Below are 5,268 nucleotides of genomic sequence, written 5' to 3' on the forward strand. Positions count from 1 at the left end.
GAGGGGAGGGGGGGACTGGAGGCGCGTCCGGGCCGCCCTGCTCGCGCTCGAGCTTGCGGTAGATGGTGCGCGCGGCGATGCCCAGCAGGCGGGCGGCGAGCGTCTTGTCCCCGCGCGTGTGGCGCAGGGTCTCGTGGATGACGCGCCTTTCAATCTCCTCCATGGGCGTCCCGATGGGGATGACCAGCTGTCCAGCGGAGCCCAGGGGCCCCTTGCGCACGGACTCCGGCAGGTCACTGGCCTCCAGCACGTCCGTGCGGGCCAGCACCACGGCGCGCTCCACGGCGTGCTCCAGCTCACGCACGTTGCCGGGCCACGCGTAGTTCTCCAGCACGCCCAGGGCGTCCGGGGAGAAGCCGCGCAGCACCTTGCCGTTCTTCGCGGAGAAGCGGCGCAGGAAGGCCTCCGCCAGCAGCGGGATGTCCTCGCGGCGCGACGCGAGCGCGGGCACGCGGATCTCCACCACGTGCAGGCGGTAGTAGAGGTCCTCGCGGAAGCGCCCTTCGGCGACCTCCTTCTGCAGGTCCTTGTTGGTGGCGGCGACCAGCCGCACGTCCACCTTCACCGTCTGCGTGCCGCCCAGCCGCTCCAGCTCTCCCTCCTGGAGCACGCGCAAGAGCTTCACCTGCGCGGAGAGGGGCATCTCGCCCACCTCGTCCAGGAAGAGGGTGCCGCCGCTGGCGCGCTCGAAGCGGCCCTCTCGGCGGGTGACGGCGCCGGTGTACGCGCCGCGCTCCACGCCGAAGAGCTCCGCCTCCAGGATGCTCTCTGGAATGGCGCCGCAGTTGACGGCGATGAAGGACTGCTTCGCCCGGGCGGAGTGCTCATGCAGCGCTCTGGCGGCCAGCTCCTTGCCGGTGCCGGATTCGCCCAGCAAGAGCACCGTGGCGGTGGAGGGCGCCGCCTGGCGGATGGTGTCCAGCATGGCGCGGAAGGCGGGGGACTGGCCCACCATGGCGCGCCCGCCCGAGGGGTTGATCTCCGCGAGCTTCGCCTTGAGGGAGGTGTTCTCCTGGACGAGCGCCTGCTTCTCCAGCGCCTTCTGCACGGCCTTCACCAGGGCGTGGCGCTTGAGGGGCTTGGTGATGAAGTCGTAGGCGCCGTCCTTCATGGCGGCCACGGCCGTCTCCACCGTGCCGTAGGCGGTCATCAGCACCACCTCCACGTCCGGGCGGATGGCGCGGCTGGCCTTGAGCAGTTCCTGGCCGTCCATGCCGGGCATCATCAGGTCGGTGACCATGACGCTGACCTCGGGGCGCCGGAGCATCTCCAGCGCCTCCGTGCCTTGCGCGGCGGACAACGTGGCGAAGCCTTCCCGCTGGAAGATGCGGGCGACGGAATCGAGGTTGGCGCGGTCGTCGTCGACGACCAGGACCGTGGGAGATGTCATGGGAGTGCGGGGCCTCTCAACACTGCCCTGCAATCCCCATTCCCATCAGGCCTGCTCTTCGTCCGGTTCCATGGGGCCGCCGCCCATGCGGCCAATGTCCTCGCGGCGCACCTTGTCCACGTTGAAGCGCAGGGCGCTGGTCAGCATGCGGCGCACGGTGGTTTCGAAGGTGGGAGGTGGGCCGTCCTTGCGAAAGCGCAGGAAGTTGAGCCGGGCGACGACGAAGTTCTTGAGGTAGGGGCTCTGGAGGCCTCGCTCCTTGAGGGCGTTGACGACGGCGACCACCGCGTCGTCCAGCTCCAGCAGCTGCTCCGCCTGGGCGTCGCGCACGGCCAGGGCCTGTGCCAGCGGCACGTCCTGGAAGCCGTCCACCACCTTGACGAAGGGGTGGTAGGCGCCCGCGGAGAAGCGGGGGCGCTTCTCGTAGGCGGCGCCCAGGGTGAGGAAGGAGGGCTCCTCGAAGAGGTGGGAGAAGGCGGACTCCTTGCCCTGGCGGTTCGCGCCGACGAGGCCCCGCGCCATGCGGATGACCTCCAGCGAGCGCTCCTTCAGGTTGTGGGCCTTCTCCGTGTTGAGGGCGAGGATTTGGTAGGCCACGTCCTCGTCCGGCAGGAGCAGCGCGACGATGGACTTCGCGCCCAGCAGCTTGCTGGCGTTGAGGCGGTGGTTGCCGTTGGGCGTCCAGTAGCGGCCGTTCATGCGCACCGCGATGACGGGGTCGAGGAAGCGGTCCAGGCGCTCCATGGCGGTCGCGAGCCGTTTGACGTGGGGCTCGGACAGGTCGCGCTGGTAGGGCGTGGGCTCCACCTTGTCGATGGGGAGCACGGCGAAGACGACGGGGTGTCCGCCCAGCGGGTCGCGGTAGACGGACAGCACCTGTCCGCCGTCCTCGCGCACGGCCTGGAGGAGGGCGTCGGGGAAGGCCACGGCCTCGCTCGCCACCTCCGCCGCGCTCAGGCCCCGCGACTTCGGTTCGGCCTTCTTGCGGCGCGGCTTGCGCGGCGTGGCCGACTTCGACTTCGCGGGGGCGGACTTGCGAGCGGACTTCGCGGCCATGCGCACGGACCTCGTACCGTTGGGGGAGGAGGTCCGCGAGCGTAGGCGACCGGGCCGGGCTGGCTACGCGCCCGACACGGTGAGCTGTCGGAAGCGGACAGTGGGCGCACCCACGCTGCCGCCCCGGAACTGGAGGTCGCTGCCCACCGCGTCCACGTCCTTCAACATCTGGAGGAGGTGGCCCGCGACGGTCACCTCCTGCACCGGGTGGGTCAGCTCACCGTTCTCGATCCAAAGGCCGTTGGCCCCGCAGGACATGTCCCCGGACACCGGATCCGCGCCGTGGCCCAGCAGGGCGGTGACGTAGAGGCCCTGGGGCACTTCGCGGATCAACTCCTCCGGCGTCCTGGTGCCCTTCTCCAGGTAGAGGTTGGTGGTGCCGATGCCCGGCAGCGCGCTGTAGCCGCGCGACGCGTTGCCCGTGGTGCGCGCCTTCGCCTTGCGCGCGGTGAAGGCGTCGTAGAGGAAGCCGGACAGCACGCCCTGATCCAGGATGGGCGTGCGGCGCGTGGGGACGCCCTCTCCGTCGAACGGCGCGGTGGCCAGGCCCCGGGGCAGCAGGCCGTCATCCACCAGCGTGACGTGCTTTCCCGCGAGCCGCTTGCCCAGGTGGGGTGCGAGCACGCTGGACTGCTGGTACACGGCGTTGCCGTTGGCGGCCTGGGACAGGTTGCCCACGAAGCTCGCGGCCACCAGCGGGTCGAACACCACCGGCACCTGCTGCGTCTTCACCGGCTTCGCGCCCAGCATGCGCACGGCGCGCTTCGTGGCCTCACGGCCGATGGACTCGGGGGACTCCAGGTCGTCCAGGAAGCGCTTGTAGTCCAGCCAGTAGCCCGTCTGGAGCTGCCCGTTCTGCGACGCCACCGGCACCGCGACCAGGTACACGTACGTGCCGGAGTAGCCGCCGGACGTGCCCTCGCTGGACGCGAGGTACACCTCCGCCACGAAGTCACCGGCGGACACGGAGTCGAAGGTGACGACGCGCGCGTCCTGGGCCCGGCCCGCGCGCTCCGCCTCCAGCGCGGCCTGTATCTTCCAGTCCCCGGGCAGGTTCGCGACCTTGGGGTCGAAGAGGATGCCGGTGTCGCCGCGCTTGCCCAGGTCCTTCGCGCCGGGCAGGCCGTTGAGCTTGTTGGGCGCGGCGGCCTCCGCCAGTTGCACGGCCAGGTCCACCACGCGCTCCAGGCCCGCGGGCGTGAAGTCGGACGTGTACGCGAAGCCCAGCCGGTCCTTCACGATGACCCGGATGCCCAGGCCCTTGCTGGTGGCCTCCGTGAGGTCCTCAATCTGCCCTTCGCGGACGCGCACGCTGCTCTGGCGGCCCACCTCCAGATACGCCTCCGCCTGCTTCGCGCCCTTCTTCACGGCGCGCTGAACGACCTTCTTCGCGAGCTGTTCGTAGTTCACGGTTGTCCTCAGCCGACCTTCGTTCCGCCCACGGTGACGTTGTCGATGCGCACGGTGGGCAGGCCCACCCCCACGGGCATCATCTGCCCGTCCTTCACGCAGACGCCCATGCCGGGGTCCGGCATCGGGTCGCAGCCCACGCGGCTGATGTTCTTCAGCGCCTCCGGCCCCACGCCAATCAGGATGGCGTTCTTCACCGGGCGGCCCAGCTTGCCGTCTTCAATCTGGTAGGCCTCGCTGACCTCGAAGACGAAGTTGCCGTTGCTGATGTCCACCTGGCCTCCGCCGAAGGTGGCGCAGTACAGCCCGCGCTTCACCTCCTTGAGGATGTCCTCCGGCGCGTGGTCTCCGGGCGCCAGGAAGGTGTTCGTCATGCGCGGCAGGGGCAGGCTCTTGAACGACTCCCGCCGGCCGCTGCCCGTGGAGCGCTGGTTCATCAGCTTCGCGTTGAGCTGATCATAGAGGTAGCCCTTGAGGACGCCGTTCTCGATGAGGACCTTGCGCTCGCCGGGCACGCCCTCGTCGTCGATGTTGATGGAGCCGCGCGCGCTGGACACCGTGCCGTCGTCGATGACCGTCACCAGCTCCGAGGCCACCTTCTCCCCCAGCTTGCCCGCGAACAGCGACGTGCCCTTGCGGATGAAGTCCGCCTCCAGGCCGTGGCCCACGGCTTCGTGCAGGAGGATGCCGCTCCAGCCCGGCGCCAGCACCACCGTCTGCGGCCCCGCCACGCAGTCCACCGCGCCCAGCGTGGCGATGGCCTGGCGCGCGGCCTCCTCCGCCACGGACTCCGGCGTCACGCCGTCCCAGTAGCTGAAGGACACCCGGCCGCCGCTGCCGTACATTCCGGTGCGCCGCTCGCCGTTCTTCCCCAGCGCCACCACGTGCACGCTCATGCGGGACTGGTCCTGCGTGTCCTCGCTGAAGCGGCCGGTGGTGTTGGCCACGGCGATGCGCTTGGTCTGATCCACGTAGGACGCGTTCACCTGCTGGATGCGCGAGTCGAAGGCGCGGGCGGCCGTATTCGCGCGGGTGAGGAGCGCCGTCTTGCGCGCCACCGCCACGTCCTCCAGCGGCTGGGCCACGCGGTAGTGGCTGGGCACCGGCACGCGCTTGACGGGGTAGGCGCGCTCGGAGCCGCCGCCCTGGGCAATCATCGCGGCGGTGCGCGCGGCGCGGACGAGCGCGGCCTCGTCCCAGTCGTCGGAGTAGGCATAGCCCACCTTGGCCCCGGCGATGACCCGCACGCCCACGCCCTGCACCAGGCCCACCTGCGCGCTGCGGATGCGCTGCTCCTCCAGCACCACGGCGGTCGTGGACGTGCGCTCCACGTACACCTCCGCGAAGTCCGCGCCCCGGCCCATGGCTTCCGCCAGCAGACGTTCCAGGAGACCGGGGGGCAGGAGCGGGGA

At 70.5% G+C, this 5,268-nt stretch carries 4 protein-coding genes; all 4 read right to left on the bottom strand.

Annotation, left to right across the window (positions count from 1 at the left end):
• Nucleotides 1–1,390 (bottom strand): sigma-54 dependent transcriptional regulator (locus D7V77_RS39815; protein ID WP_147452314.1); only part of this gene is annotated, 1,390 nt, incomplete at its 3' end.
• Nucleotides 1,391–1,435: 45 nt separating this feature from the next.
• Complete coding sequence (locus D7V77_RS39820) at nt 1,436–2,446, bottom strand: ParB/RepB/Spo0J family partition protein (protein ID WP_120581417.1); 1,011 nt, start codon at nt 2,444–2,446, stop codon at nt 1,436–1,438.
• Between the two features lie 63 nt (nt 2,447–2,509).
• A complete protein-coding gene (locus D7V77_RS39825) occupies nt 2,510–3,856 on the bottom strand; it encodes a TldD/PmbA family protein (RefSeq protein ID WP_120581418.1) in 1,347 nt (448 codons plus the stop codon).
• A gap of 8 nt (nt 3,857–3,864) precedes the next feature.
• The coding region (locus tag D7V77_RS39830; RefSeq protein ID WP_199733982.1) for a metallopeptidase TldD-related protein at nt 3,865–5,268 on the bottom strand (1,404 nt) is incomplete at its 5' end.

This window comes from Corallococcus sp. CA041A (genome assembly GCF_003612075.1).
Classification (GTDB): Bacteria; Myxococcota; Myxococcia; order Myxococcales; family Myxococcaceae; genus Corallococcus; species Corallococcus exiguus.